This window comes from Enterobacter cloacae complex sp. P43RS, from assembly GCF_014930585.1.
Classification (GTDB): Bacteria; Pseudomonadota; Gammaproteobacteria; order Enterobacterales; family Enterobacteriaceae; genus Enterobacter; species Enterobacter bugandensis.
On sequence record NZ_JADBRJ010000010.1, the window covers coordinates 51,482 to 77,110 of the forward strand.

At 56.5% G+C, this 25,629-nt stretch carries 22 protein-coding genes; 10 read left to right on the forward strand and 12 right to left on the reverse strand.

All coding sequences use genetic code 11. The annotated features are described in order from the left end of the window. Positions 1–107: 107 nt before the first annotated feature. Positions 108–1,148 (reverse strand): Fic family protein, encoded by a 1,041-nt coding sequence (locus IM294_RS18235; protein ID WP_171854450.1) that lies wholly within the window; start codon positions 1,146–1,148, stop codon positions 108–110. Between the two features lie 131 nt (positions 1,149–1,279). Further along, the gene (locus IM294_RS18240; protein ID WP_171854451.1) at positions 1,280–1,711 is read right to left on the reverse strand and encodes a hypothetical protein; all 432 of its coding nucleotides are present in this window, start codon (positions 1,709–1,711) and stop codon (positions 1,280–1,282) included. Here IM294_RS18240 and IM294_RS22270 point away from each other — a divergent pair. Then, a complete protein-coding gene (locus IM294_RS22270; protein ID WP_339327531.1) occupies positions 1,710–1,901 on the forward strand; it encodes a hypothetical protein in 192 nt (63 codons plus the stop codon). The genes IM294_RS18240 and IM294_RS22270 overlap by 2 nt on opposite strands. 519 nt (positions 1,902–2,420) lie before the next feature. Here IM294_RS22270 and IM294_RS18245 read toward each other — a convergent pair. Next, a complete protein-coding gene (locus tag IM294_RS18245; RefSeq protein ID WP_050737075.1) occupies positions 2,421–3,458 on the reverse strand; it encodes a phage portal protein in 1,038 nt (345 codons plus the stop codon). Next, positions 3,458–5,227: a terminase ATPase subunit family protein gene (locus IM294_RS18250; RefSeq protein WP_182410592.1), complete on the reverse strand. Its 1,770-nt coding sequence runs from the start codon at positions 5,225–5,227 to the stop codon at positions 3,458–3,460. The genes IM294_RS18245 and IM294_RS18250 overlap by 1 nt, the downstream gene beginning before the upstream one ends. Before the next feature lie 165 nt (positions 5,228–5,392). Between IM294_RS18250 and IM294_RS18255 the strand changes: the two genes are divergently transcribed. The 9 genes from IM294_RS18255 (at position 5,393) to IM294_RS18295 (ending at position 12,356) form a co-directional block, all read left to right on the forward strand. Then, positions 5,393–6,229 (forward strand): GPO family capsid scaffolding protein, encoded by an 837-nt coding sequence (locus tag IM294_RS18255; protein WP_050737073.1) that lies wholly within the window; start codon positions 5,393–5,395, stop codon positions 6,227–6,229. 31 nt (positions 6,230–6,260) lie between these two features. Continuing rightward, complete coding sequence (locus IM294_RS18260) at positions 6,261–6,932, forward strand: P2 family phage major capsid protein (RefSeq protein WP_193360375.1); 672 nt, start codon at positions 6,261–6,263, stop codon at positions 6,930–6,932. A 12-nt stretch (positions 6,933–6,944) separates the two neighbouring features. Beyond that, positions 6,945–7,463 carry a phage major tail tube protein gene (locus IM294_RS18265; protein WP_050737056.1) on the forward strand — a complete coding sequence of 173 codons (519 nt, stop codon included), beginning with the start codon at positions 6,945–6,947 and terminating at the stop codon, positions 7,461–7,463. Between the two features lie 56 nt (positions 7,464–7,519). Further along, a complete protein-coding gene (locus tag IM294_RS18270; RefSeq protein WP_032609371.1) occupies positions 7,520–7,822 on the forward strand; it encodes a phage tail assembly protein in 303 nt (100 codons plus the stop codon). A 32-nt stretch (positions 7,823–7,854) separates the two neighbouring features. Beyond that, complete coding sequence (locus tag IM294_RS18275; protein ID WP_072126441.1) at positions 7,855–7,977, forward strand: GpE family phage tail protein; 123 nt, start codon at positions 7,855–7,857, stop codon at positions 7,975–7,977. Then, entirely contained in the window at positions 7,967–10,417 is a 2,451-nt protein-coding gene (locus IM294_RS18280) for a phage tail tape measure protein (protein WP_182410583.1), read from the forward strand. Before IM294_RS18275 ends, IM294_RS18280 begins: the two co-directional genes overlap by 11 nt. 10 nt (positions 10,418–10,427) lie before the next feature. Further along, positions 10,428–10,892 (forward strand): phage tail protein, encoded by a 465-nt coding sequence (locus IM294_RS18285; RefSeq protein ID WP_193360376.1) that lies wholly within the window; start codon positions 10,428–10,430, stop codon positions 10,890–10,892. After that, positions 10,889–12,058 carry a phage late control D family protein gene (locus tag IM294_RS18290; protein ID WP_182410581.1) on the forward strand — a complete coding sequence of 390 codons (1,170 nt, stop codon included), beginning with the start codon at positions 10,889–10,891 and terminating at the stop codon, positions 12,056–12,058. Before IM294_RS18285 ends, IM294_RS18290 begins: the two co-directional genes overlap by 4 nt. Positions 12,059–12,134: 76 nt before the next feature. Beyond that, positions 12,135–12,356, forward strand: coding sequence for a DNA-binding transcriptional regulator (locus tag IM294_RS18295; RefSeq protein ID WP_072126440.1), 222 nt, complete (start codon positions 12,135–12,137; stop codon positions 12,354–12,356). A gap of 45 nt (positions 12,357–12,401) precedes the next feature. Here IM294_RS18295 and IM294_RS18300 read toward each other — a convergent pair whose 3' ends face one another. The 8 genes from IM294_RS18300 to IM294_RS18335 all read right to left on the reverse strand — a co-directional run bounded on the left by IM294_RS18300 (position 12,402) and on the right by IM294_RS18335 (position 25,585). After that, entirely contained in the window at positions 12,402–12,896 is a 495-nt protein-coding gene (locus IM294_RS18300; protein ID WP_227015686.1) for a hypothetical protein, read from the reverse strand. A gap of 221 nt (positions 12,897–13,117) precedes the next feature. Further along, positions 13,118–14,479, reverse strand: coding sequence for a tRNA 5-hydroxyuridine modification protein YegQ (yegQ, locus tag IM294_RS18305; protein ID WP_008500866.1), 1,362 nt, complete (start codon positions 14,477–14,479; stop codon positions 13,118–13,120). Positions 14,480–14,647: 168 nt separating this feature from the next. Beyond that, positions 14,648–15,370: a two-component system response regulator BaeR gene (gene baeR, locus IM294_RS18310; protein WP_047367938.1), complete on the reverse strand. Its 723-nt coding sequence runs from the start codon at positions 15,368–15,370 to the stop codon at positions 14,648–14,650. Continuing rightward, positions 15,367–16,770: a two-component system sensor histidine kinase BaeS gene (gene baeS, locus IM294_RS18315; RefSeq protein ID WP_028013813.1), complete on the reverse strand. Its 1,404-nt coding sequence runs from the start codon at positions 16,768–16,770 to the stop codon at positions 15,367–15,369. The genes baeR and baeS overlap by 4 nt, the downstream gene beginning before the upstream one ends. Beyond that, positions 16,767–18,182, reverse strand: a complete 1,416-nt coding sequence (locus IM294_RS18320) for an MFS transporter (RefSeq protein WP_126818231.1) — start codon at positions 18,180–18,182, stop codon at positions 16,767–16,769. Before IM294_RS18320 ends, baeS begins: the two co-directional genes overlap by 4 nt. Next, positions 18,183–21,260 (reverse strand): multidrug efflux RND transporter permease subunit MdtC, encoded by a 3,078-nt coding sequence (gene mdtC, locus IM294_RS18325; protein ID WP_049000321.1) that lies wholly within the window; start codon positions 21,258–21,260, stop codon positions 18,183–18,185. After that, positions 21,261–24,383: an MdtB/MuxB family multidrug efflux RND transporter permease subunit gene (locus IM294_RS18330; RefSeq protein WP_049000319.1), complete on the reverse strand. Its 3,123-nt coding sequence runs from the start codon at positions 24,381–24,383 to the stop codon at positions 21,261–21,263. It abuts the gene before it with no gap. Continuing rightward, entirely contained in the window at positions 24,383–25,585 is a 1,203-nt protein-coding gene (locus IM294_RS18335) for an MdtA/MuxA family multidrug efflux RND transporter periplasmic adaptor subunit (protein WP_126818233.1), read from the reverse strand. The genes IM294_RS18330 and IM294_RS18335 overlap by 1 nt, the downstream gene beginning before the upstream one ends. Between the last annotated feature and the right edge of the window lie 44 nt (positions 25,586–25,629).

Genomic DNA, 25,629 nt, shown 5'->3' on the forward strand with positions numbered 1-25,629 from the left:
AATCGTTCCCTGCGTGCTTCGTTTTCTCTGGAAGGTAATAATATTACCAATACTTCATGGTCTAAAATGTCTCAGGCAGCTCGATTCTTGACACGGGTTGCTGCGGCTTAAAGTTCTTTGATTGCCCTTGAAATAAGGGCAATCAAATTCCCTTTGCTATTATGTATTGCACGCCTGACAGCATAATGATATGCCCGTTTATTCTTAATATTTCCATCTAACTTCTCCATATCAAATTCATAACCCATAGTAGCTGCTACTATTTGAAGAAATAGTCGTATTGAGCGGCCATTACCATCTTGAAAAGGATGAATCCATGCAAGTTCTGCGTGAAGGGTTGTTAATTTATTAACCAGTTGCTCTTTTGAACTTATTTTTTCAAGTTCTTTTTTTGTACAGGCTCTGAGACTGGCTTTTAATGATTTTTTTACCTCGTCATGTTCCATGGTTGGACGTTCTTTATCGCCAACTACAACAGGGTGGTTTCTGTATTTTCCAGCCCAATCATAAATATGTGCAAAAAGAGCCTTATGGCATTCTAAGATGGTTTTTTCGTTTATTGTTTTATTCTTATCAGACGCATAATTTATTATAAGTTGTGTGCTGTTAATATATGATATTACGATTTCAGCAAAATCAACTTGGTATTGATATTTCGCAAAAGCCATGTTTTTTGTTGCCATATACTCGTAGCGTTCATTTTTGCCATCTTTTAAAAGATAAATGTTATTTTTCTGGTGCTTTACTTTGATGACTTGATTAAGCTGGAAAGGGAAGTTTTTGTCATGAGGCAATATGTGAAAATAAGTGCCTTTTTTTAATTTATCGATACCAACAATTGAACCGAAAAGGAAAAGTGCGGCAGTTGTATTGAATAATACGCATACAGAGTCGCCTAGTTGGATTTCTTCACGGCTAAGATCGCAAGCTCTTTTTTTGTAATGAAATAAATGAGCTACAGATGGGATGTCATGATGATTCCGCAGTGAGCCTGAACCACAAATAACCTCTTTTGTTTTAGTGTTCCAGTAATAGTTAATGCTTCTTTTATGCTCTAATGTTTTCTTAATGTGAACTATATCAAAGCTAAGTAAGCTCAGAGAGAATTCACCATTTACTTTAACTATCTCGGCTTTTGTATGCTTCATTTTCTTCATTCAGGGTTTGGAACATCTTGAAAAAATAACATATTTTAAGTTAAAAGGCATTTTATCTTGCACCAACTGAAGTGCAATCTTCTTAAAAACTGATGAGGTAGAGCTAGGAGATGCGCGAGATGTTAGCTTGTTATCAAGTTAACGCCGAGAGTCAGCAAGTTCGTCACCGCACCGGCAATAACTCCCGGTGTCCCGTCTTTCACCGCACTGATAATTTTATCGCCCATCGTTTCATTACCACCAAGTGCTTCGGGTTTTATGTTGAGCACAGCGAGAGCTTTCTCAGTGAGGCGCACATCATGGAAATAGGTCTGGTGGTCTGTTCCGTACAAGATGTAGCCATTTTCATTAAGAAAAGTGAATGTACCCTCAACCACACTACGTAATTGATTCAGTGCTTTCATTTCTGGTGAGTTAAGTTGGTCAAAGTAGTCATCAGGTAGCGCAGCGTTAAATTTTTCGTAGGTAATGACCTGTGGCACCGGGAAGTTATCCCATAGAACTGCAAAGATTTCCGCCGTCTGCTGGTTAAATAACTCGAGGTTTTTGGACATGTGTAATTCCCTTTCATCAATAGACCCATTTGCAGATTGGGTCAAGAAACTGACTGTAATGGCCTTAAATAACGACCTGAGCTCACGCGAGGTGGAAAGCTATACCGCAAAAATGGTCGAGCAAGCCAGTAAAGATGAGCTTACGGTCGTTATAAAAAGCCTGTTAAACCACATTAGAATGCACAAATAAATAACTATATCAATATGTTATCTCTCATTTATGAAAATCCGTGGACGACGATTTTTCTGCTGATTGTTGCCAGCATGAGCCTCAATAGTGTTATAGGCGCATTGCGCGGCCAGTAATCAGGGTAAAACCCGACCGAAACCGGCACCATAATTACCGGCTTTTTATTTAATTTTTCGGGTGTTTTTCTGTTTTTTTAGCGACGCATGCATCAGGTGCATGAGTTTGCATTCGTTTTATATTCCAGCATTTGCCAGCCAGCACCAGTGCTGGCGCGGCTCGGGTCTCCTGATGCACCTGCATTAAAAGCGACCCGTTAAGCGCGCAGGCGAGGCGGGGAAAGCATTGCGCGCTGAGCCGGGTTATTTATTTATTTTTCTCGCGTCTCAGCGGCTCGCTATCGCGTTGTAATGGTGTCGGGTGAGTCGTTGGGAGGTTGTCGATTGCAACGGCGTGTCGTCGCTCTGAGAGCGTGTGATGGTGGGTATTAAAAAGCCGCCTGTCAGGGCGGCTGATTACGGTTTATTCGTTGTCTTCGAGGGAGTATTTGTCGAAACGGATAATCTCCTGACCGGCCCACTCGTTCAGCTCCATGAATCGCGCCTGTAGCGGGATTAGCTCATTCCGAACAAAGACCTTTGCCACCTTCTCAACATCCCCCACTGACCCGACGTTTTCAGGCTTGCCACCCATCAACTGGAACGGGATGCGGTGGGCGTCAAGCAGGTCAGCGGCACTGACTTTTTTAATGTTAAAAAAATCATCCTTCGTGGCGACCTCACTCAGCGGCACGATTTTAATGCCGTCGGCCTTTCCGTTTGGCGCGTAAAAAAACAGATTCTTAAAGTTGCCGAGCCCTTTCGAGTCACGCATCGCCTTGCGGAGCGCCTCGACGTCGGTGCTACTCTGCGCGGCGTCAGTCACATACATGATGTAACCGGCGTGCGCCCCGTTCTGGTAATACTTACGGCGAAACAGCGTGGCGGATTCATTCAGCCAGGCGGAATTGAGTGCGCTCAGGTATTCCGGCATCCCGTAGAGCTCCTGATTGATATCCGGCTCAAGCAGGTGGAAGACGGAGCCTGTCGCGTACTGGTGCGGCTGCGTGTAGCTCTGAATGTACCAGTAAGTATCATCATCCACCCCGCGTCGGGTGTACTTGGCCGGGGAGGTTTCGCACTTTAGCGGTTTGCCGGTGACGCTTCGACGCTCTTCTAAAAAGGCGTTACCAAATACCAGATAATCGAGCGCAAAGCGGCTGAAGTCCTGACGTGATAACAGCGGGTGCGGAATATAGGTCGACACCAGAATATTACGCTTAACGTAAATCGGTGAGCTGTGGTGTACGGCGGCGCGCATACTTTTCGCAAGCCCTGAGAAACTTACCGGCGGCTCGTACCACTGGCCGTTATCGATGCACTCGACATAATCGAGAATGTCGCGGCGGTCGAGTACCGGCGTCGGCTCGCCAAACGTGAATGCTTCCATGCTCTGAGCTGGCTCGGCGGTGTGCTTGCGTGTGCTTTGTTGCGGCTGGCGCTTGTTGCGTTTCTTGCTCATTAATTCCACTCCATAATACTGGATGACTGCTGCCCGCTGGCGGCGGTAAGCGGTTCGTTAATCAATACGTGCATGGTCGCCCATGCGAGGTCTGCGTGGCTGGCTTCCTCTGTGCGGCTGGCTTCATAGGTCGCACTGCGCCCGCTGCTGGTCATGGTTTTACGAATCGACATAAACGACTGCGTGAGATCGGTCGCGCTGACGTCGTACTCAAGGCACCCGCGGCCGATTGTGTCCTTCGCTTTGAGCACCATTGCGGTTTTCATTTCCGGTGTGTAACGAATTTCACGTGCTGCCGGGTAGAAAGAGCGCACAAGCTGGAATACGCCCTGACCGAGACCAGTCGCATCGATACCGATGTACTCAACGTTGTATTTCTGCGTGAGCTCGCGAATGGACTCGGCCTGCTGAGCAAAGTCCATGCCTTTCCACTGATGGCGCTCAAGGATGCGGAATTTACCCCCGGCGACGACCGGCGGCGCGATTACCACGCAACCGGCACTATCACCGCGTAATGACGGGTCATAGCCGACCCATACCGGGCGATGACCAAATGGCCGGTCAGCGAATGGCGCGTAGTCGTCCCAGACTTCGAGGCTATCCACCATGCAGCGCTGTAATTCCTCGAACGGGAATACCGACGCTTTGTCATCGACAAATTCGCACATGAACAGATTGCGGAACTCATCGACGCTGTTTTCGCGCTTCAGCGTATCGATGTTGAACAGCGTGCACCCTTTAGCGAGCGCGTCCTCAATGGTGACAATCTGCCGCCACTGTCCATCCGGGCAGGCAACGCCTTTCGCGAGCGCGGCGTGACTGATATCGATGTCGACGCGTTCGCTGGCGTCCGAGCGGCCACGGTTGAACTGCTCGCCAGACCAGAACGGATAAGCACCATGCGCCAGCGACGATGGGGTCGAAAAGTAGGTAGTGCGTAAATGCTCCTGAGAAGACATCCCCCCGGCGACCCGCTTTAATTTCTGGAAGTTGGGGATCCAGAAAATTTCATCAACGTACAAATCGCCGTTATGACTCTGCGCCGTGTTGGCATTAGTACCGAGAAACATGAGCTCAGCACCGTTATTGCCGAGCACAATCGGATCGCCGGTGAGCTCGACGTCAACCTGTCGGGCAAAGGCGATGATGTACTTACGGAACACGTAAGCCTGCGTTTTACTGGCCGAAAGAAATATCTGGTTGTGGCCGGTTTTGAGTGCCTGAAGTAACGCTTCACGCGCAAAATAAAACGTCGCGCCAATCTGGCGGGATTTGAGAATGTGGCGGATACGGTGGGCAAGCCCGGCGCGCCACCATTCGAGCTGATACTCGAATGACTGGTCGAGAAAAATCTCTTCGAGCTTCTCGATTGCCTCGTCGCTGAAATAATTGCGTTTCGGCTTTTTGCGATCCCCTTTGTTGCGGCTGGCAATTTTGGGGTTTAAATCCACTTCGTTACCGGTCTGAGCGTAACGGTTGACGCGCGCGAGGCGCTCCATCTGGCGCGACAGGAAATCAGCGACTTTAAAGTCATGCGGTGTCAGGTCTGGCTTTGCGTAAAGCTGAATGAGTCGAGCCTCTAACGTCATTTCTACCCGATTAATCGGCGCAGTTTCCTCCCATTCATCACGCTGTTTCCAGCTCTGCACGGTCGGGCGCTTGAGCTGCAGCATGTCGCAGATTTGCGGCACGGCGAACCCCTGCCAGTACAACAGCCGCGCCTGTCGTCGCGGGTCATTTAACAGTGAAAGGTCAGTTGAAATTGTCATGCTTACCTCGTTTTGATGTCACGGGGCAAGGCTAAGGAAATGGGTGCGGGTTAGCGCTAAGTGCCTGTTGTGTCAGATCTAATCGGATCGTAAGCGGTGGCTGATACGGCACAGAGTCGGGAAACTAACCCCGACCCAAAAACCCAACATCAGGACACCTGAAAAATGGCAAAGAAAATCTCTAAATGGTTTCGCATCGGCGTAGAGGGTGACACCTGCGACGGTCGCGATATCAGCGCGCAGGATATTCAGGAAATGGCAGACGGCTTTGACCCGCGCGTTTACGGTTGCCGTATCAATCTGGAGCATATCCGCAGCGTTGTGCCCGATACGCCGTTTTGTCGCTATGGCGATGTCATTGAGCTGAAAGCCGAAGTGATTGACGATGATTCAGCACTCAACGGCAAGCTGGCGCTGTACGGCAAAATCGCACCGCTCGACAACCTGCTCGCCATGCTGGCAAAAGGCCAGAAAGTGTATACCTCCATGGAAATTCGCCCGAATTTTGCCAATACCGGCAAGTGCCATCTTATCGGTCTGGCTGTGACGGATGACCCGGCAAGCCTCGGGACTGAATACCTGCAATTCTGCGCCGCCGGTAAAAAAGAACAGCCGGATGACCTGTTTAGCGTGGCGACTCTCGCCGAGCTGGAATTTGAAGACCAGCCGGAAACGCTGCTGACCAAAGTCACGGACACCGTAAAAAGCATTTTCAGCCGTAAACAGTCAAGCGACGACGCCCGATTCAGTGACGTGCGTGAAGCTGTGACGACCATTGCCGAGCGAGTGCAGACCAGCGACGAAAATGCTGAGACCCGATTCAGCCAGATTGAATCCGAGCTCGCTGACGTCAAAAAAGCGCTGGCTGAGCAGGCCACCACCACCACGAAGCAACTCAGCACCATCAAAACCACGCTGGATAAAACTGAAAGCATCACTCAGCCGCGCCGCAAGCTGAGCACCGGCGGCGATGTCGTGACGACCACGCTGACTGACTGCTGAAAACTCCGCCCCCTGAAGGAAAAGAAAAACAATGCGTAAAGAAACCCGCTTTAAGTTCAATCAGTACATGAGCCGTATCGCCGAGCTGAACGGCGTTGAGGTGGCTGACCTCAACAAGAAATTCAACGTAGAGCCGTCAGTCACTCAAACCCTGTTTGATAAAATCCAGCAGTCGTCTTCATTCCTGAAGCTCATCAACATGGTGACGGTGGGCGAACTGACCGAGGAGAAAGTCGGGATCGATGTCACCGGCACGATTGCCAGCAATGCTGACACCGCGAATGGTGTCGAGCGTCAGACCGCTGATTTCTCGAAACTGGATGCATACCGTTACTTCTGTAACCGTACCTGCTCAGATGACCCGTTATTTCTGTTTGAAAACTACACCCGCACGGCGCAGGTACTGGCCGACACGATGGCGGAGGCGCACGCCTGGGCGATTGATAAACCCGTTTCGGCAACGCTCATCCGCGATATTGTCGCCGGTATCAATGCGAAATTCCGCGAGCTGAAAAACAACGGCTATATCGTCGACGGCTCATGCTGGTACGACCCGGAGTCAAACAGCGTGGAAAGCCTGAAAGCCGGGAAACTGTATATCGATTACGACTACACCCCCGTTCCGCCGCTGGAAAACCTGACCCTGCGCCAGCGCATCACCGATACCTATCTGGCGAACCTGTCAGACTCGGTCAACAGCTAAGGAGCTCAGAGCATGGCGTTACCACGCAAACTGAAATACCTGAATATGTTTAACGACGGCCTCAGCTACATGGGCGTCGTTGAATCCGTCACCCTGCCAAAGCTGACCCGTAAGCTTGAGAAATACCGTGGTGGCGGGATGCCGGGCTCGGTGTCGATTGACCTCGGTCTCGATGACGACGCGCTGTCGCTTGAGTGGACGCTCGGCGGTCTGCCTGACGTCGAGCTGTGGGCGCAGTACGCGTCACCGGGTGCGGATAGTGTGCCGCTGCGCTTCACCGGCTCATTCCAGCGCGATGACACCGGCGCAATCTCTGCCGTTGAGGTGGTCATGCGTGGCCGTCACAAAGAATACGACGGCGGCGAAAACAAGCAGGGCGAGAGCGGTACGACCAAAATCGCGACCGAGTGCTCGTATTACCAGCTCACAATTGACGGCAAAGAGGTCATCGAGATTGACGTCATCAACATGGTGATGAAAGTCGACGGTGTTGACCGTCTGGCGGAACACCGTAAGGCGATTGGCCTGTAACCCCTTAACCGGTCAGTCAGGCTGGCCGGTCACTTAACTTTGACGAGAGCAACATCATGGAAAACATCAACGAAATCAACGAAACCGAAAACTCAAACATTGTGATCCTCGATAACCCCGTCATGCGCGGTGAGCAGAAAATCGAACAGGTGACCGTTACAAAACCCAACGCGGGAACCCTGCGCGGTGTGAGTCTGGCCTCGCTGGCAAACTCTGACGTTGACGCACTGATTAAAGTGCTGCCGCGTATGACGTACCCGGCGCTCACCGAGCATGAGGTCATGCGTCTGGAAGCGTCAGACCTGATTTTGTTCGCCGGTAAGGTGGTTGGTTTTTTGTCACCATCTTCGGCTCGCTGACATTCCCGGATAACCTTTCGGTCGATGACCTGATGGCGGATATCGCGGTGATTTTTCACTGGCCGCCATCAGAACTTTATTCACTGAGCGTGACCGAGCTCATCACATGGCGCGACAAGGCGCTGCAGCGAAGCGGAAACCACTATGAGCAATAACGTCAGACTTGAGGTGCTGCTTAACGCAGTTGACCGGGCAAGCCGACCGCTCAAAGCTATCCAGACTGCCAGTAAATCCCTTGCTGGCGATATCCGCACTTCTCAAAACAGCCTGCGCGATCTGAATGCGCAGGCGTCCCGAATTGACGGATTCAGGAAAGCGAGCGCACAGCTTGCCGTGACCGGCCAGTCGCTAAACAAGGCTAAACAGGAAGCCGCAGCGCTGGCCGTCCAGTTTAAAAACACGCAGAACCCTACAACTGCGCAGGCGCGCGCGATGGAGGCGGCAAAGAAATCCGCCGCTGACCTGCAGCTCAAATACAGCAGCCTCAGGCAGTCGGTACAGCGACAGCGCACCGAGCTCGCGCAGGCCGGTATTAATACCCGCACGCTATCGGCGGATGAGCGCCGCTTGAAAACCAGCATCAGTGAGACGACCGCACAGCTAAACCGGCAACGTGATGCACTGGCGCGCGTCAGTCAGCAACAGACAAGACTCAGTGCAGTAAAAAGTCGCTATGAATCCGGGCAAAAGCTCGCCGCCGGTGCACGTAATGCCGGGATGGTAGGCGTCGGGGTAGCGACCGCCGGGCTTTATGGTGCGTCGCGCTTTATTGCGCCGGGTATCGGTTTTGATAAGCAGATGTCAGGCACGCAAGCGATCCTCGGACTCGATAAGGGCGACGATAAGCTCGCGGCCATTCGTCAACAGGCGCGTGATATCGGTGCGACTACGGCCTTTTCGCCGGGTGATGTTGCGCGCACGCAGACCACGCTCGCACGCTCGGGCTATAACGCTGATGACGTGCTGGCTGCGACCGGGTCGACCGTAAACCTGAGCCTCGCGGCCGACGTGGATATCGCAGAAGCCGCCGACATTATTACCAACATGCAGTCGGCATTTAACCTGCCGACCACTGAAATTGAACGCGTCGCGGATGTGATGACGAAAGGCTTTACGTCATCAAACACCGGCCTCGTCGAGCTGGGTGAGGCGATGAAGTATGTCGCGCCTATCGCGGAGGCTGCAGGGGCGAGTATTGAAGATACAACCGCCATGCTCGGCATTCTGGCTGATAACGGGATTAAGGGCTCGATGGCCGGGACCGGTGCAAGCGCCATTTTCAACCGCCTGCAGGCGCCTATGGGTAAGGCTGTTGAGGCTATTTCAGAATTAGGCGTGAAAACCCGAGACTCAAAAGGGAACATGCTGCCGGTCGAGAAAATCCTCAAAGCGATCCACAAATCCTTTGAGAAAAATAAGCTCGGCACCGCAGAGCAGGGCGAATATCTGAAAGTGATTTTCGGCGAGGAAGCCATGAAGGGTGCGATCAAGCTGGTCGCCGCCGCCGGTGATGGCTCACTCGACAAGAAACGCCAGACAATCCGTGATTCGAAAGGCACGACCGAGCTCATTGCGAAAATTCAGACGGACAACCTCGACGGCGATCTGAAAAACCTGCAGTCAGCATGGGAAGACCTGCAGATTGAGGTATTCGACAAAGAAAACTCAGCACTGCGCCGCCTGACGGTTTCCGCGACTGAGTGGCTTGGTAAGGTTTCAGCCTGGGCGAAAGCTAACCCTCAACTGACACAAACCCTGTTTAGCCTTGTCGCCGGTGGGCTGGCGCTGATTGGTGTGCTCGGCGGGATTGGCCTGATTGCATGGCCTGTTATCACCGGGATAAATGCGATTATTACGGCCGCAAGTTTTCTTGGTACAACGCTCGCCGCAATGGGTACTGCCATTGTCTCTGTGCTCGGTGCTATTACGTGGCCGGTTGTAGCCGTGGTTGCGGCATTTGTGGCCGGGGCGCTCCTGATACGTAAATACTGGGAGCCCATCAGCGCATTCTTCTCGGGGGTGGTAGAGGGATTAAAATCGGCGTTTGCGCCGGTGGCGGAAATATTTGCCCCGCTTGCGCCGGTGTTTGATTCTTTCATGGATAAATTGCGCGGCGTCTGGCAGTGGTTTAAAGACCTGATAGCGCCGGTTAAGGCCACGCAGGAGACGCTCGACAGATGCAAAAATGCGGGGGTGATGTTCGGTAAACTGCTGGCCGACGCGCTGATGTTACCGCTAAAAAGTTTCGACAAATTACGCGGAGGCGTTAACTGGTTACTGGAGAAGCTCGGGGTAATCAATAAAGAGTCGAGCGACCTTGACCAGAAAGCCGCAAAAGCCAATGCCGCAACGGGATCGGGTAAAGAGTCCACTATCAGACCAACGCCGTTATTTGGCGATTCTCAGTGGTATCACCCGGTGCCGGTTCCTGCCGGGAAGACCTACGTAGACCAGAGCAAGCCAGAATATAACATCACCCTACATGGTGGCATCGCACCGGGTACAGATCTTGACCGGCAGCTCCGCGAAGCCGTCGAAAGACTCGACCAGCAAAACCGTGCGCGTCAGCGCTCAAGTATGCGTCACGATGGATGAGGGCTAAAGCATGTTAATGGTTTTAGGTTTATTTGTGTTTGAGCGCCGCACGCTGCCGTATCAGTCAATGCAGTATTCGAAAGAGTACCGCTGGGCGTCAAATGACCGCATCGGCAAACCCCCGGCCTACCAGTTTCTTGGGGAAGGGGAAACCTCGCGCACGCTTTCGGGCGTGCTGTACCCGGAAATCACCGGCGGCCGTCTGTCACTGACCGCCATCGAGCTGATGGCAGACGAGGGCAGAGCGTGGCCGCTGATTGACGGAACGGGCATGATCCACGGCATGTATGTCATCGATAAGGTGAGCCATACGCACACCGAATTATTCAGCGACGGCGCGGCCAGAAAAATCGAGTTTAGCCTGTCGCTGAAACGCGTCGATGAGTCGCTCGCGGCGATTTACGGCGACCTGAAAACGCAGGCCGACAATCTGGTTACGTCTGCCGGTGACTGGCTGGGAGGGCTGGCAGGATGATTACGGGTATGAATATTCAGGCCGGTGCAAAGATTGCCCCGGCGTTTATGCTCAAGCTGGATAACGAGGATATTACGCAGGATTTCAGTGACCGCCTTATCAGCCTGACCATGACCGATAATCGCGGATTCGAGGCCGACCAGCTCGATATCGAGCTCGATGATGTCGACGGGCAAATCGCATTGCCCCCGCGCGGCGCAACGTTAACGCTGTGGCTGGGCTGGCAGGATAGCGCCCTGATAAAAAAAGGCACTTTTACGGTCGATGAAATCGAGCACCGGGGCGCGCCTGATACGCTGACTATCCGGGGGCGCAGCGCTGATTTTCGCGGGTCGCTCAATTCCCGCCGGGAGCAGTCATGGCACGACACCACGCTCGGGGTCATTGTTGAGACCATTGCAGCGCGCAATAAGCTGACAGCCAGCGTGGCCGACACGCTGAAAGCGATCCCGGTCTCTCACATTGACCAGTCGCAGGAATCCGACGCGGCGTTTCTTTCCCGCCTGGCTGACCGGAACGGTGCGGCGGTCTCTGTAAAAGCGGGGAATCTGTTATTTCTGAAAGCCGGAAGCGGTAAGACGGCCAGCGGGAAGCCCATTCCGCAGATGACACTTGAACGCGGCGACGGCGACCGGCATCAGTTTGCCATCGCTGACCGCGAAGCCTACACCGGCGTTACGGCGAAATGGCTGCACACCCGAGACCCGAAGCCGCAAAAGCAAAAGGTCAAGCTTAAGCGTAAACCCAAAGAGAAGCACCTCCGCGCGCTGCAGCATCCGAAAGCTACCAAAGCACCGGCAAAGGCTAAAGCCAAAAAAGAGCAGGAAGCGCGCGAGGGCGAGTACATGGTCGGTGAGTCTGACAACGTGCTGGAGCTGACGACCATCTACGCGACAAAGGCGCAGGCCATGCGCGCCGCTCAGGCAAAGTGGGACAAGCTGCAGCGCGGCGTCGCGGAGTTTTCAATCTCGCTGGCTATTGGTCGGGCAGATTTATTTCCTGAAACGCCGATAGCAGTCAAAGGCTTTAAGCGCGTTATAGACGAGCAGGCATGGATAATCAGCCGGGTGGTGCATAACCTTAACGGGAACGGCTACACGACGGGCTTAGAGCTTGAGGTTAAGGTTTCGGATGTGGAGTATGAAAGCGAAGAGATGATGCAATAAAATTGCCTTATGTGTTTGATATATAAGGCTTTAATGGTTAAAATTAATGCATCAATAACGCTTTGAGGTGCTCGCCATGTTTCACTGTCCAAAATGTCATTACGCCGCCCACGCTCGTACAAGTCGGTATTTTACTGACACGACCAAAGAGCGTTATCACCAGTGCACTAACATCAACTGCAGCGCAACGTTTGTGACCACTGAAACGGTCGAGCGCTTTATCGTTTCGCCGGGTGAAGTAGTGCCAGCACCACCGCACCCGACCCAATCAGGCCAGCAACAAATCACCTGGATGTAACCAAAAGAAAGCCCCGCAAATGCGGGGCTTTTTGTATTCAGTGGATCAGAAAAGATGAGTATGCGAAAGCATAATCACTTTTGCTCTTTCGGGTTGTTCTTTACCCATTTCGTTACAGGTGGCTAAAGGTTGTTCCAGCACGTAGCCTTTGAATTTGTGCTTATTAAGAATATGGAGTTCCTTTACTTTTTCGAGGTAATTGGCGGGTACATCCTTTGTCCAGATATCCATGCAAACACCGGTGCTAATGACCGTATCATAAATTGTTGGTGTTACTTGATTTTCGTTTAGTACCACCGTAAGTGTGTCGCCACTTTTCGAAACTTCAATCGGCTGCCACGGCTTGAGAGATTTTTTCAGTACAGAGATATCATTTGCCTGTGCGGTGTAGGACGTTAGGACAAGAGTTAAAAAAGCTACTGCTTTAAAGAATTTCAATGTAATTTCCTTATTAAACATATGCTTGAGTCTTATTCTGGCACCGTATGAAACAAAAAGTAAAGCCCCGCTCAAGGCAGGGCTTTTTTTCGATGTGGTCAATGTGTGGACGTGACCTGAAATAAATCCTTTTATTTCATTTGGTTAAAACAAAAAAATAAGCCCGCGTAAGGGAGATTACGCAGGCTAAGGAGGTGGTTCCTGGTACAGCTAGCATTTATGGGTTATGTTTTTCAGCGCGTGGGATAATACCCGTATTGAACGAAGCGGTATGTGATCCGATTCTAAGAATTATCCCAGCGCGAAAAAATTTCCCTGATTGACTATTTGCCGTGTGGGTTTCGGGTGCTTTCACCGTTGAAGTTACGCATCAGCAGCGCGAACTTCAGCTCCACCTCTTCCGGAACCGGCAGCCAGACGGTATGCCCGTCGCCCGGCGCAACCTCAATCGCTTCGCCTTTGCCGTTTTCCAGATGCTCCAGCGTGAAGTTCATGTTGCCCTGCGGGGTCATCAGCTCCAGGCTGTCGCCTTTGGTGAACTTATTTTTCACCGCCACCGCCGCCAGCGCGCCTTTGCGCTCGCCGGTGAAGTCGCCGACAAACTGCTGGCGTTCGGAAACGGAGTAGCCGTGCTCGTAGTTCTGGTAGTCGTCGTGGGTATGACGGCGCAGGAAGCCTTCGGTATAGCCGCGGTGCGCCAGGCCTTCCAGCGTTTCCAGCAGGCTGGTATCGAACGGTTTACCGGCAGCCGCATCGTCGATGGCTTTGCGGTACACCTGTGCGGTACGCGCGCAATAGTAATAGGATTTGGTGCGGCCTTCGATCTTCAGGGAGTGCACGCCCATCTGCGTCAGGCGCTCAACGTGGGCGATGGCGCGCAGATCTTTCGAGTTCATGATGTAGGTGCCGTGCTCGTCTTCAAAGGCGGTCATGTACTCGCCCGGACGCTTGGCTTCTTCAATCATAAACACGCTGTCGGTTGGCGCGCCGATGCCCAGCGTTGGCTCAACGTTCGTCACCGGGATCGGCTCATGCTTGTGGACGATGTTGCCGATATCGTCCTCTTTGCCTTCCTGGACGTTATATTCCCAGCGGCAGGCGTTGGTGCAGGTGCCCTGGTTCGGGTCGCGCTTGTTGATATAGCCAGAGAGCAGGCAGCGGCCGGAGTAGGCCATGCACAGCGCGCCGTGAACGAAGATTTCAATTTCCATGTCCGGCACCTGAGTGCGGATCTCTTCAATCTCTTCCAGCGAAAGCTCGCGGGACAGAATGACGCGGGTCAGCCCCATCTGCTTCCAGAATTTTACCGTCGCCCAGTTGACGGCGTTAGCCTGTACGGAGAGGTGAATATCCATTTCCGGGAAGTTCTCCCGAACCAGCATGATTAAACCCGGGTCCGACATGATCAGCGCGTCCGGCCCCATATCCACTACTGGCTTCAGGTCACGGATGAACGTTTTCAGCTTGGCGTTGTGCGGCGCGATGTTGACCACCACGTAGAATTTTTTACCCAGAGCATGCGCCTCGTTGATGCCGAGCTGCAGGTTCTCGTGGTTGAATTCGTTGTTACGCACGCGCAGCGAGTAGCGCGGCTGGCCCGCATACACGGCGTCAGCGCCATAGGCGAAAGCGTAACGCATATTTTGCAGCGTTCCCGCCGGGGAAAGGAGTTCCGGTTTAAACATGTTTGTTCTCGTTCTGATGACAGGTCAGATCCGCATGCACCAGGTGCAGCGGTAAGGGGAGATCCCCCACTTTAAGGGCGGGCATTGTAGCGCTGCGGGGCAGGGAGGTAAAGTTATTGTGCCGGGTGGCGGCTTCGCCTTACCCGGCCTGGATTGACCAGCGGCTAACTAGGCAATCCTGCACGCATCCGCTTCCCAGCGATACCCCACGCCATACACCGCACGAATAAACGACTGCTCGGCGTCCAGCGCCTCCAGCTTGCGGCGCAGGTTTTTGATGTGGCTGTCGATGGTGCGATCGGTCACCACGCGGTAATCGTCGTACAGGTGGTTCAGCAGCTGTTCGCGTGAGAAGACTTTTCCCGGCTCGTGGGAGAGGGTTTTCAGCAGGCGGAACTCCGCAGGGGTGAGGTCCAGCAGCTTGCTGCGCCAGCTCGCCTGGAAGCGGCTCTCATCCACAATCAGCGGGCTTTCGGCGTCCAGCATCTGAAGCTCGCGCTTCGGCCTGCAGCGGCGCAGAATGGTTTTCACGCGGGCCACCACCTCACGCGGGCTATAGGGCTTGCAGATGTAGTCGTCCGCGCCGATTTCGAGCCCCAGCAGACGGTCAATCTCTTCGATTTTAGCGGTAACCATGACAATAGGCACGTCGGAGAAGCGACGAATCTCCCGGCACAGGGTCAGGCCATCAACGCCAGGCAGCATTAAATCCAGCAGGATAAGATCCGGCGGGGTCTGGCGCACGTACGGCAGCACCTGGTCGCCGTGGCTGATCAGTGACGGGGCATAGCTGGCCGCGCGTAAATAGTCGATCAGCAGCTGTCCCAGCTTGGGTTCGTCTTCGACGATCAAAATGCGCGGCGTGTTTTCGTCAATCGGTAACTCGGTCATACTTCTCTCGATAAATCCCGTTCCAGAGGTAACTCTACTGTAATGCTAACCCCGCCAAAAGGCGAATGGGCGGCGCGAATGGTGCCATTATGCGCCTCGACGATGTTAACGCAAATCGCCAGCCCCAGGCCGGAACCGCCGCTGGCGCGGTTGCGGGAGCCTTCGGTGCGGTAAAAGCGCTCGAACAATTTTTCCAGCTGCGCGTCCTGCACGCCGGGGGCGGAATCCGCGAAGGTGAGGGCGAAGCGCCCGTTGTCCTGCCTGCCGGAGATATGCAGCCCGCCACCGCTGTCGGTGTAGCGCAGGCTGTTCTCCAGCAGGTTGTTGAACAGCTGCATCAGCCGGTCTTTGTCGCCAAATACCACCGCGCTGTCCGGCAGGGAGAGGTCGATTTTCAGGTTGCGACTGGCAAAGCGCTCGCGGAAGGCGCCGCTGGCAACTTCGAGCACGTTAATCACATCAACGGGCGCCTTCTGGTAGGCCAGCGCCCCTTCGTCGGACATGGATAGCTGGTGGAGATCGTCCACCAGCTTGGTGAGCGTGCCCACCTCCGCCTGCAGGGAGGCCACCGATTCGGGCGTAAACTGGCGCACGCCGTCCTGAATGGCTTCCAGCTCGCCGCGCAGCACCGCCAGTGGGGTGCGTAGCTCGTGGGAAATATCGGCCATAAAGTCGCGGCGCATCTGCTGGTTTTTCTCCAGCGTGCTGGCGAGCTGGTTAAAGTCCTGCGCCAGCTTGCCCAGTTCGTCCTGGCTGCGGGTGTCGACGCGGGTGGTGAAATCCCCGGCGGCCAGCTTGTGCGTGCCTTCCACCAGGCGTTTCACCGGCGCGAGCAGACCGCGCGCCAGCGGGAAGGTGGCGAGCGCAGCGAGCAGGGTGGAGAGAGCGACGATCAGCCAGCTGGTCCGGCGCTGCTGGCGGTCAAAGTTGATATCGGTGTTGCGCGTCAGGCGCTCCACCGGTGAGGCGATAACCCAGCCGACGGTCGCGTTATTCACCTTAATCGCCCGGCGGGTGCCGTCCGGCGGTATCGGCGCGCGCGGGCCCACCAGCGTGCGCATATCCTGATCGATTACCCAGAACTGGGTGCGCCAGCCGTGCGGCGGCATGCCCGGGCCAGGCCGATCGTCGCCGGCATCGTGCTCCAGCGAGCGCAGGATCTGGAAAATAAAGCGGTCATTGTTGCGCAGAAAACGCCAGTTGCCGTGCTGGGCGTACTGTTCACTCAGCGCATCGCTTAAGCCCTGTAAACGCTGTTCATTGCCATGCTTGATGTAATCAATAAAACCGCGCTCAAAGCTGATCCGCACCGCCCAGTGCATAGTGATCAGCAGGACGATACAGGTGGCAAAAATCGCCACGAAGAGCTTGCCGGTAATACCCGGACGCCAGAATTTCATGAGCCACTCCTTTTGCCGCGCCTAATCACGACGTTCTTGCTGGTATCATCCGGCACTCTGGCAAAGATGAAAGCGGGCAGGGCGATGATGACCGCCATGCTGAGATAGGTATACAAAAAGACCTGATGCGCCACCGGCGTGTCGACGCTGAGGTGATGCTGGCCGTACATGCCGAGCAGTAAACCCGCGATGGTCACGCCCACGCTCATGGAGAGCTGCATGATCATCGACAGCAGGCTGTTGCCGCTGCTCGCCAGATCGTCCGGCAGGTCTTTCAGCGTCAGGGTATTCATCGACGAGAAGCGCATGGAGTTGATCATCCCTTGGCAGAACAGCACCAGTGGCAGGACGTAGTACCAGCCCATCAGCGCCACGGTCATAAACAGCAGGCTCACCAGCGACAGCCCCAGTGTGGCGGCCACCAGCACGTGACGGTAGCCAAAGCGGTTCACCACCTGCACCACGATGCGCTTCATCCCCATGCTGCCGAGCACCATCGGGATCATCATCAGGCCCGCGTGAAACGGCGAAAACCCCATGCCAATTTGCAGAAACACGGGCGTCATAAACGGCAGCATGCCGCTGCCGATACGTCCGGCGAAGCTGCCGAACAGGCCAAGGCGGTAGGTGGGATTTTTAAATAAGTTCAGGCTGAACAGCGCCTGGTCATTCCCGCGAGCATGCCACAGATACCACAGAATGGCGGTGATGCCGATAACCACCAGCACCCCGAGCGTCAGGGCGGAGATCCCCAGTCCCTTTTGCCCGTCGAGCGCCAGGGTGAGCGTAGCCATGCCCGCCGCCAGCAGAATAAAGCCTAAGAAATCAAAGCGCCGCGTCTGCATTTTGTAGTTCGGCATCAGCGTCAGGGTGGCGATAGCGCCAATGAGGCCAACAGGAAGATTGATTAAGAAAATCCAGTGCCAGGAGGCGTACTCCACCAGCATCCCGCCGAGAGCCGGGCCCAGCAGCGGCCCCACCTGGCCGGGCAGGGTGACGAAGGTCATCGCCGCCATGTACTGCTCGCGTGGCACAATCTTCATCACCGTTAACCGCCCGACGGGCACCATCATCGCCCCGCCGACGCCCTGCAGCACGCGCGCCGTCACCAGCTGGTCGAGGGTGCTGGCCTGGGCGCAAAACAGCGAGCCAGCGGTAAACAGCACGATGGCGGTAAAAAAGATATTCCGCACGCCCACTTTGTCCGCCAGCCAGCCGCTGGCAGGCAGCATCACCGCAACCGTCAGCACGTAGGCGACAATTACCATATGCATATGCAGCGGGCTCTCCCCCAGGCTTTTCGCCATCGAGGGGAGGGCGGTGTTGACGATGGTCGTATCCAGCGACTGCATAAAGAAGCCGAAGGCGACTATCCACAATTGCCAGCGAACGTTGCTGGGAAGCTCAGTCATTTACCCGTTTACCGTTTCTCTGTTTTTACGCGAAAAGCGCAGCCGCAGGCGGTCGAAGAACAGATAGACCACCGGCGTGGTGTACAGCGTCAGCAGCTGGCTCATCACCAGGCCGCCGACGATGGTGATCCCCAGCGGCTGGCGCAGCTCTGAGCCGTCTCCGCCCGAGATAACCAGCGGCAGTGCGCCAAACAGCGCCGCCAGGGTGGTCATCATGATCGGACGAAAACGCAGCAGGCAGGCCTGGAAAATCGCCTCCTCCGGCGAGAGGTTGCCGTTGCGCTGGGCGTCCAGCGCGAAGTCCACCATCATGATGGCGTTTTTCTTTACGATGCCGATTAACAGCATAATTCCGATAAGCGCGATCAGGCTGAATGGCGCGCCAAACAGCTCCAGCGCCAGCAACGCCCCCACGCCCGCCGACGGCAGCGTTGAGAGAATGGTCAGCGGGTGCACGTAGCTTTCATACAGCACGCCCAGCACAATATAGACCGTGGCAATGGCCGCCAGAATCAAAATCACCTGCGAGTTCATCGTCTCCTGGAACACCTGCGCGGTCCCGGCAAAGCTGCCGCGCACGGTGGACGGCACGCCGAGCTGCGTCATCGCGCGGTTGATCGCGTCGCTGGCCTCGGAAAGCGATGAACCGGCGGGCAGGTTAAAGGAGATGGTCGACGCCGCCGACAGCCCCTGATGGTTCACCGACAGCGGCGCGTTGGCTGGCCGCCAGCTGGCAAAGTACGAGAGCGGAATCGCCTTGCCGTCGCTGTTAATCACAAACATTTTATCCAGCGCGCTGATGTCCTGGGTGTAGCGCGGGTCAACTTCCATCACCACCTTATACTGGTTCATCGGCTGGTAGATGGTGGAGATCTCGCGCTGGCCGAAGGCGTTATTTAGCAGGCTGTTGGCGGCTTCAACGTTGATGCCCAGACGCGACATGGTTTCGCGGTCGTAGGTGAGCGCCATCTCCGCGCCGTTGTCCTGCTGATCGGAGTTCACGTCCGCCAGCTCCGGCAGGGCGGCCAGCGCCTTACGGATCTTCGGCTCCCACTCGCGCAGGGCGGCTAAATCATCCGAGAGCAACGTGTACTGGTAGCTGGCGTTCGCCTGCCGCCCGCCGACGCGGATATCCTGAACGGCCATCAAAAACAGGTTTGCGCCCGGCTCTTTGGCGAGCTTCACCCGCAGGCGGTCAATCACCTGCTGCGCCGTTTCGTTGCGCTCGCCGCGCGGCTTAAGGGTAATGAACATCATCCCGCTGTTAACGCGCGAGCCGCCGGTAAAGCCAGTGACGTTGTCTACAGCCGGATCCTCACGAATGATCTTCATAAAGTCCTGCAGCTTGCCGCGCATCGCCTGGAATGAAATGCTCTGGTCCGCCTGGATGCCGCCCATCAGCACGCCGGTGTCCTGCTCCGGGAAGAAGGTTTTAGGGATGGTGATGTACATCCAGACGTTGAGCCCAATGGTGGCGATCAGCACCAGGCCGACCAGCCGCGTATGGTTCAGCACCCACTTCAGCGATTTGCCGTAGCCTTCCTGCATCGCCATCAGAAAACGACCAAAGCCTTTGCGGCGCGGCTGCGAGTGAGGCTTGCTGCGCTTGAGCATCCAGCCGCACATCATCGGCGTCAGCGTCAGGGAAATCACCAGCGAAATCCCGATGGCGACCGAGAGGGTGACGGCAAACTCCCGCAGCAGCCTGCCCGGCAGCCCGCCCATCAGCAGCAGCGGCAGGAATACCGCCACCAGCGACAGGCTCATGGAAAGTACCGTAAAGCCCACCTCGCGCGTGCCCTGCAGCGCGGCCTGCAGCGGTTTCACGCCCGCTTCAAGGTGGCGGGAAATGTTCTCCAGCACCACGATGGCGTCATCCACTACGAAGCCCGTCGCAATCGTCAGGGCCATCAGCGACAGGTTGTTAAGGCTAAAGCCACACAGGTACATGGCGGCAAAGGTCCCAATCAGCGACACCGGCACGGCCACCGCCGGGATCAGCGTCGCGCGGCCGGAGCGCAGGAACAGGAACACCACCAGGATCACCAGCGCGACGGAGATAATCAGCGTTTGCTCCACCTCTTCAAGCGAGGCGCGGATGGTCGGGGAGCGATCCTGGGCAATCTGCAGATCGATTGCTGCCGGGATGGTCTCCTGTAGCTCCGGGAGGCGGGCGCGAATGCTGTTCACCGTCTCAATAATGTTCGCCTCCGGCAGCTTGCGGATCATCAGCAGGATCGCCGGTTTAGCGTTGGTCATCCCGGCGTTGCGCACGTCCTGCACCGAGTCGGTGACGCTGGCGACGTCGCTCAGGCGTACCGCCGCGCCGTTGTTGTAGTGAATAATCAGCGGCTGGTATTCCGCAGCGGTTTTTAGCTCGTCGTTGGTGTGGATCTGCCAGCGGTGGCTGCCGTCCTCAATCGCCCCCTGCGGTTTACGCACGTTGGCGCTGCTAATGGCGGAGCGCACGTCGTCCAGCGACACGCCCTGGTTGAACAGCGCCTGCGGGTTGAGGCCCACGCGCACGGCGGGCAGGGAACTGCCGCCAACGCTCACGTCACCCACGCCGTTGATTTGTGAGATCGTCTGCGCCAGCTGGGTCGACGCAAAGTCGTAGAGCTGCCCCTGAGAATAGGTGTCAGAGGTCAGCGTCAGGATCATGATTGGCGCGTCGGACGGATTGGCCTTGCGGTAGGTCGGACGGCTCGGCATCCCGCTCGGCAGAAGGCTTTGCGCGGCGTTGATGGCCGCCTGCACGTCACGGGCGGCACCGTTAATATCCCGGTCGAAGCTGAATTCCAGAATGATGCGCGTGCTGCCCAGCGAGCTGCTGGAGGTCATCTCGTTGACCCCCGCAATCCGCCCAAGAGAACGCTCCAGCGGCGTGGCAACGGACGAGGCCATGGTCTCCGGTGACGCACCCGGCAGCGAGGCGCTGACCATGATCACCGGGAAATCCACCTGCGGCAGGGGGGCAACTGGCAGCAGCCGGAAGCCCAGCACGCCGCACAGGGTAATGGCGACGGAGAGTAAAATCGTCGCCACCGGACGGTAAATGAAGAGGGCGAAAAACTTCACTTACGCCTCCTCTTCACGTTTCGGGAAACGACTTTTGGTCCACAGCGCCAGGCGGTCAAACAGCAGATAGATCACCGGCGTGGTGAAGAGCGTCAGCACCTGACTCACCAGCAGGCCCCCGACCATACCGATACCCAGCGGGCGGCGCAGCTCCGCACCGACGCCGGTGCTGAGCATCAGCGGCAGCGCCCCCAGCAGGGCGGCCAGCGTGGTCATCAGGATCGGGCGGAAACGCAGCAGGCAGGCCTGGAAGATGGCATCGCGCGGCGACATGCCCTGCTCGCGCTCGGCGGCCAGCGCAAAGTCGATCATCATGATGGCGTTTTTCTTCACGATCCCGATAAGCAGGATGATGCCGATGATGGCAATAACGTCCAGCTCGCTGCCCGCCAGCATCAATGCCAGCAGCGCCCCCACGCCCGCCGTTGGCAGGGTAGAGAGGATGGTGATCGGGTGGATAAAGCTTTCGTACAGCACGCCAAGCACGATGTACATCGCCACGACCGCCGCGACGATCAGCCAGACGGTGTTGCCCAGCGCGGCCTGGAACGCCAGCGTGCTGCCCTGGAACTGGGTCTGAATGTCGGACGGGAAGCTGAGCGCTTTTTCAGCAGCCTGGATGGCTTCCACCGCCTCGCCCAGCGAGTAACCGTCCGGCACGTTGAAGGAAATGGTGGTGGACGGGAACTGATCCAGGTGGTTAATCGACAGCGGGGTATAGCGCTCCTCCACCGTGGCGATGGCGCTCAGCGGCACAATGCCGCCGTCTTTGCTGGTCAGGCGCACCGAGTCCAGCGCGGCCAGGCCGGGGGTGTGCTCGGTGTTGTGTTCCAGCACCACGCGGTACTGGTTCGCCTGGGTGTAGATGGTGGAGATCAGGCGCTGACCGAAGGCATTATACAGGGCGTTGTCCACGTCCGACATGGTGATGCCCAGACGGCTGGCGGTGTCGCGGTTAACGTTGACGTAGGCCGCCAGCCCCTTGTCCTGCCAGTCGCTGCTGACGTCGGCGAGCTGTGGCAGGGTGTTAAGTTTTTCAACCAGCTGCGGCACCCAGGTGCTGAGGGCATCAAGCGACGTAGCCTGGAGCGTGAACTGATACTGCGTGCGGCTGACCTGGGTATCAATGGTCAGATCCTGAATCGGCTGCAGGTAAAGCTCAACGCCCGGCACGCGGGCCACGGCGCTTTGCAGGCGCTCGATGACGGCGTTCACGCGGTCGTCGCGCTCATCCAGCGGCTTGAGGTTGATCTGCAGACGCGCGCTGTTGAGCGACGGATTGGTGCCATCCACCCCCACGTAGGACGTCAGGCTCTCCACCGCCGGGTCTTTCATGATGATCTCAGACACCTGCTGCTGGCGCTGCGCCATGTTCGCGAAGGAGACCGACTGCGGAGCCTGAAGCGTGCCCTGAATAATGCCGTTATCCTGGATGGGGAAGAAACCTTTCGGAATAAAAATCCACAGCATTACGCTGAGCGCCAGCGTGCCCAGCGCCACGCCAAGTGTTGCCCACGGATGGTTCAGCACTTTCGCCAGCACGCGACCGTAGGCGGCAATAATTTGCTCGAACATCCGCTCGGAGGCGCGGGAGAAGCGGTTTTGCTTGCGCAGGGACTCGTGGCTCAGCATGCGGGCGCACATCATCGGCGTCAGGGTCAGCGACACCACGGCAGAGATCAGAATGGCGACCGCCAGCGTCACGGCAAACTCGCGGAACAGCCGCCCGACGATGTCGCCCATAAACAGTAGCGGGATCAGCACCGCAATCAGCGAGAAGGTCAGCGAGATAATGGTAAAGCCGATTTCCCCTGCGCCCTTCAGCGCGGCGGCCAGCGGCTTTTCACCTTTCTCGATATAGCGCGAGATGTTCTCGATAACGACGATGGCGTCATCCACCACGAACCCGGTGGCGATGGTGAGCGCCATCAGCGTCAGGTTGTTAATCGAAAAGTCGAGGAACACCATCACCGCAAAGGTCCCGACCAGAGAGAGCGGCACGGCGACGGCGGGGATAATGGTTGCCGGAACGTTGCGCAGGAACAGGTAAATGATCATTACCACCAGCGCAATCGCCAGCATCAGCTCGAACTGGGTATCGGTGACCGACGCACGAATGTTGGTGGTGCGGTCGGAAAGGACTTTTACGCTGACCGATTTCGGCAGGCTTTCAATCAGCTGCGGCAGCATGGTGCGGATGCTGTCGGCGGTTTCGATGATGTTGGCGCCCGGCTGGCGCTGCACGTTCATCACGATCGCCTGCTGCTTGTTCGCCCACGCGCCGAGCCAGCTGTTTTCCGCGCCTTGTTCCACGGTGGCGACGTCGCCCAGGCGGATCGGCGCGCCGTTCTGGTAGGCCACAATCAGCTGACGGTATTCGTCGGCGGACTGCATCTGGTCGTTTGCCGAGAGGGTGACCGCACGGGTCGGGCCGTCCAGCGAGCCTTTCGCCGAGTTGACGTTGGCACTGCTGATGGCGGTGCGGATGGTTTCGCTGGTCAGCCCCAGCGCGGCAATCGCCTGTGCGTTAAGCTTCACGCGCACGGCCGGGCGCTGGCCGCCCGCCAGCGTGACGAGGCCGACGCCGGAGACCTGAGAAATCTTCTGCGCCACGCGGGTTTCGACCATGTCTTCGACCTGGGTCATCGGCATGGCGGAGGAGGTGACGGCCAGCGTCATGATCGGCGGATCCGCCGGGTTCACCTTGCTGTAGACCGGCGGGTTAGGCAGGTCCGACGGCAGCAGGTTGGTGGCGGCGTTGATGGCGGCCTGCACTTCCTGCTCGGCGACGTCCAGCGACAGCGTTAGCTGGAACTGCAGCGTCACGACGGATGCCCCGCCGGAACTCTGGGAGGACATCTGTTTTAACCCGGACATCTGGCCAAACTGGCGCTCCAGCGGGGCGGTAATGGCGGACGTCACCACGTCCGGGCTGGCGCCAGGATAGAGAGTGACAACCTGAATCGTTGGGTAATCCACCTCCGGCAGCGCCGACACGGGCAGAAAGCGGTAGCCAATGATCCCGGCCAGCAGGATCGCCACCATCAACAGCGTGGTGGCGACAGGGCGGAGGATAAACAGGCGTGACGGCCCACCTGTAGAGCTCGGGGGCATAACCTGCATCAGGAGGTCGCTCCCTGTTTTGCAGGTTCAACCACCTCAACTTTCGCGCCTTCGGTGAGACGGTCGATGCCGTCGGTAACCACGCGGTCGCCGGCGGAGAGCCCGGCGCTGATGACCACCGTCTGGCTGTCCTGAATCCCGGTTTTCACCAGATGCTTGCTCACTTTATTGTCGCTGTTCAGCACCCAGACAAAGCTTCCTTCGTTACCCATCTGCAGCGCTGCGGTAGGTATCACTACCGCGTTCTCTTCAGTAGCGACCAGCATTCGCGCGTTCACGAACTGGTTCGGGAAGAGGGCATCGTCCTGGTTGTTAAAGCGCGCCTTGAGCTTGATGGTGCCGGTGGTGGTATCGATCTGGTTGTCCAGACTGAGCAGGGAACCCTCGCTCAGCTTCTGCTTGTTGGTGCGGTCCCAGGCTTCCACCACCAGGCCTTTACCGGCTTTTTGCGCCTGCATGACGGTTGCGATATCGCTTTCCGGCAGGGTAAAGACTAAATCAATCGGGTGGGTCTGGGTGATCACCACGATGCCCGTGGTGTCGCCGCTGGAGATCTGGTTACCGATATCGACCTGCTTCAGGCCCACGCGTCCGTCAATCGGCGCGGTGATGCGGCTCCAGTCCAGCTGCAGCTGCGCGCTGGCGACGGCGGCCTCGTCGGCTTTGATGGTGCCCTGCGTTTCGCTGACCAGCGACTGCTGGGTGTCCAGCTCCTGACGAGAAACGAGGTTGGTTTTCACCAGCTGCTGGTAGCGCGCCAGATCGCGACGGGCGTTGGCTAGGGTGGCTTTGTCTTTCGCGAGCTGCCCCTGCGCCTGAGCGAGGGCGACTTTAAACTGGCTCGGGTCGATTTCCGCCAGCAGATCGCCCGCTTTGACCTGCTGACCTTCCTGGAAGTGGATTGCGATGAGCTGACCGTCAACGCGGCTGCGCACCGTGGCGGTGTTGGCGGCGGTGATGGTTCCGAGTCCTGTCAGATAACGCGGAACGGCTTTGCTCACCGCCGTTGCCGCCTGAACCGGTGCCAGCGCGCCGCCGCGCATGCCGTGACGGCCGCCGCCAGCCGGGCGCTGGGCCTGGCTGCTGGCGCCAGCGGGAGCGGCGGAGTTTGCAGATTGACTGTGCCAGTACCAGGCGGCGGCAAGGACCACCACAATGATGCCAGCGGCGATTGCCCAGCGGGATTTGTTACTGCTTTTCATCGTTATACGTTCTCATCCTGAATACTTCGGGGAATGATACTAGT

What these genes read in the sequence shown, in the direction of transcription:
- IM294_RS18235 (WP_171854450.1), bottom strand. Translation starts at nt 1,148, where the DNA reads ATGAAGCATACAAAAGCCGAGATAGTTAAAGTAAATGGTGAATTCTCT.
- IM294_RS22270 (WP_339327531.1), top strand. Translation starts at nt 1,710, where the DNA reads ATGTGTAATTCCCTTTCATCAATAGACCCATTTGCAGATTGGGTCAAG.
- IM294_RS18240 (WP_171854451.1), bottom strand. Translation starts at nt 1,711, where the DNA reads ATGTCCAAAAACCTCGAGTTATTTAACCAGCAGACGGCGGAAATCTTT.
- IM294_RS18245 (WP_050737075.1), bottom strand. Translation starts at nt 3,458, where the DNA reads ATGAGCAAGAAACGCAACAAGCGCCAGCCGCAACAAAGCACACGCAAG.
- IM294_RS18250 (WP_182410592.1), bottom strand. Translation starts at nt 5,227, where the DNA reads ATGACAATTTCAACTGACCTTTCACTGTTAAATGACCCGCGACGACAG.
- IM294_RS18255 (WP_050737073.1), top strand. Translation starts at nt 5,393, where the DNA reads ATGGCAAAGAAAATCTCTAAATGGTTTCGCATCGGCGTAGAGGGTGAC.
- IM294_RS18260 (WP_193360375.1), top strand. Translation starts at nt 6,261, where the DNA reads ATGCGTAAAGAAACCCGCTTTAAGTTCAATCAGTACATGAGCCGTATC.
- IM294_RS18265 (WP_050737056.1), top strand. Translation starts at nt 6,945, where the DNA reads ATGGCGTTACCACGCAAACTGAAATACCTGAATATGTTTAACGACGGC.
- IM294_RS18270 (WP_032609371.1), top strand. Translation starts at nt 7,520, where the DNA reads ATGGAAAACATCAACGAAATCAACGAAACCGAAAACTCAAACATTGTG.
- IM294_RS18275 (WP_072126441.1), top strand. Translation starts at nt 7,855, where the DNA reads ATGGCGGATATCGCGGTGATTTTTCACTGGCCGCCATCAGAACTTTAT.
- IM294_RS18280 (WP_182410583.1), top strand. Translation starts at nt 7,967, where the DNA reads ATGAGCAATAACGTCAGACTTGAGGTGCTGCTTAACGCAGTTGACCGG.
- IM294_RS18285 (WP_193360376.1), top strand. Translation starts at nt 10,428, where the DNA reads ATGTTAATGGTTTTAGGTTTATTTGTGTTTGAGCGCCGCACGCTGCCG.
- IM294_RS18290 (WP_182410581.1), top strand. Translation starts at nt 10,889, where the DNA reads ATGATTACGGGTATGAATATTCAGGCCGGTGCAAAGATTGCCCCGGCG.
- IM294_RS18295 (WP_072126440.1), top strand. Translation starts at nt 12,135, where the DNA reads ATGTTTCACTGTCCAAAATGTCATTACGCCGCCCACGCTCGTACAAGT.
- yegQ (WP_008500866.1), bottom strand. Translation starts at nt 14,479, where the DNA reads ATGTTTAAACCGGAACTCCTTTCCCCGGCGGGAACGCTGCAAAATATG.
- baeR (WP_047367938.1), bottom strand. Translation starts at nt 15,370, where the DNA reads ATGACCGAGTTACCGATTGACGAAAACACGCCGCGCATTTTGATCGTC.
- baeS (WP_028013813.1), bottom strand. Translation starts at nt 16,770, where the DNA reads ATGAAATTCTGGCGTCCGGGTATTACCGGCAAGCTCTTCGTGGCGATT.
- IM294_RS18320 (WP_126818231.1), bottom strand. Translation starts at nt 18,182, where the DNA reads ATGACTGAGCTTCCCAGCAACGTTCGCTGGCAATTGTGGATAGTCGCC.
- IM294_RS18330 (WP_049000319.1), bottom strand. Translation starts at nt 24,383, where the DNA reads ATGCAGGTTATGCCCCCGAGCTCTACAGGTGGGCCGTCACGCCTGTTT.
- IM294_RS18335 (WP_126818233.1), bottom strand. Translation starts at nt 25,585, where the DNA reads ATGAAAAGCAGTAACAAATCCCGCTGGGCAATCGCCGCTGGCATCATT.